We start from the raw sequence: 1,287 nt of genomic DNA, 5'->3' as shown, positions 1-1,287 counted from the left end.
CAAACCTTGGTTTGGGAACGGCAGCAAAACGAGATGTTGGTACAGGGGAAAATCAGATACCGGACATGTCAGAATGGGCCAGCGGCGACGGCTGGAGGCGTACCCCAGATGGTTATATTGAGCAGTGGGGAACCTTGCTACAGGATAGTAATGTCACACAGACGCTATTATTTCCCATACCATTTCTCCATAAAGTCGAAAATCTTTGCCTTACAGAAACAACGCAATCCACTAGTACAAGTAATGTGTCCGCATGGGGATTTAATAAAGATACGTTGACGCTGTCATCAGTGACGGTTATCAACTCAAAGACCAATACTGGTGAGTGGTTATACTGGCGAGCAATTGGGAAATAATAATGAAATATTTATGGTCAGTTAAAAATAATGCGTTCTTTCCAGCTGTGTTGAAAAAAAACTACATTGTTGCTGGATGGGACTTATCAGACGCAACCCCCATTAATGATGAAATTGCTGCTGAATTTATGAGGAATCCGCCAACCGGAAAGATTCGTGGTGCCAGCAGTGATGGGATGCCGATTTGGTTGGATGTAGAACCGGAACCGACACCCCCTGAAATTACACTCTTACCGGAGGTGTAGGCCATTCGGGTTTTGCTGTATCAACACGCATCAGCAAGACCCGGAATTTCTTCCATTCAGCCAGTGCGGCGGTTTCCTCATCTGTTGCGATCCCTGCATCAACAGCATCTTGCCGCCATGATATTTCATCATCAGCCATAATACGCAATTGTGATTTCCGCGCTGCTGCTGCCTCAATAGGATCAACGGTGTTCTCAATAGCAACAGGGTATCCAGTGGAGTCAGGAGCAATGATAAAACCTTGTTCCTGCCGTGATATCAACTCTTCAAATCTTTCCTGAGACACTTCAACGGCATCTTTAGGCAAATTATCACCAGTGCGATAAAAACCACGCGTTATTGCAGAATAAAAAATTGTCATCACATTTTCCCTATAGCAAAACCAATTACAGACGTAATTTGCTTGTTTGCATTTGACGCGTTGTAGAGGTTAATGGACATACCTGTTGCAGTAAGGTCTGCACAAGTGGAGATTACCCCCGCACCTGCTGTAACCCCGGATGGGGTAGATACAGCAGGCCAGTAGATAACCGGTGTCGACCCAAATGCCTGGGGAAATGTTAATGAAACCGCCACAGCAGCGGTTGCTGCTAGAGCCCCTCCGGGAGCATTACCTTTAACCCAGACTAACCGATACCCATTACCCAAATCGACGTAGTTAGCAGTTCCTCCCAAATGAAGGTTTG

The 1,287-nt window shown here is 45.9% G+C and carries 4 protein-coding genes; 2 read left to right on the top strand and 2 right to left on the bottom strand.

What is annotated here, in order from left to right; genetic code table 11:
* Nucleotides 1-356: gp53-like domain-containing protein (locus tag OGY35_RS01110; RefSeq protein ID WP_502872688.1), on the top strand; the 356-nt coding region annotated here is incomplete at its 5' end.
* A gap of 2 nt (nt 357-358) precedes the next feature.
* Complete coding sequence (locus OGY35_RS01105; RefSeq protein WP_286631204.1) at nt 359-601, top strand: tail fiber assembly protein; 243 nt, start codon at nt 359-361, stop codon at nt 599-601.
* On the opposite strand, the gene OGY35_RS01100 is transcribed toward OGY35_RS01105, so the two are convergent.
* Together OGY35_RS01100 and OGY35_RS01095 are read right to left on the bottom strand one after the other, a co-directional pair.
* Nucleotides 579-962 carry a tail fiber assembly protein gene (locus OGY35_RS01100; RefSeq protein ID WP_286631203.1) on the bottom strand — a complete coding sequence of 128 codons (384 nt, stop codon included), beginning with the start codon at nt 960-962 and terminating at the stop codon, nt 579-581. The two genes, OGY35_RS01105 and OGY35_RS01100, sit on opposite strands and share 23 nt — an antisense overlap.
* Nucleotides 962-1,287, bottom strand: a 326-nt coding sequence (locus OGY35_RS01095) for a hypothetical protein (RefSeq protein WP_286631202.1), incomplete at its 5' end; no start/stop codon positions are given. The genes OGY35_RS01095 and OGY35_RS01100, both read right to left, overlap by 1 nt.

This window comes from Citrobacter sp. Ct235, from assembly GCF_030332305.1.
Taxonomy (GTDB): Bacteria; Pseudomonadota; Gammaproteobacteria; order Enterobacterales; family Enterobacteriaceae; genus Citrobacter_A; species Citrobacter_A telavivensis.
The sequence above is the reverse complement of the archived record's forward strand: the minus strand, read 5'-3'. Positions and strand labels throughout refer to the sequence as shown.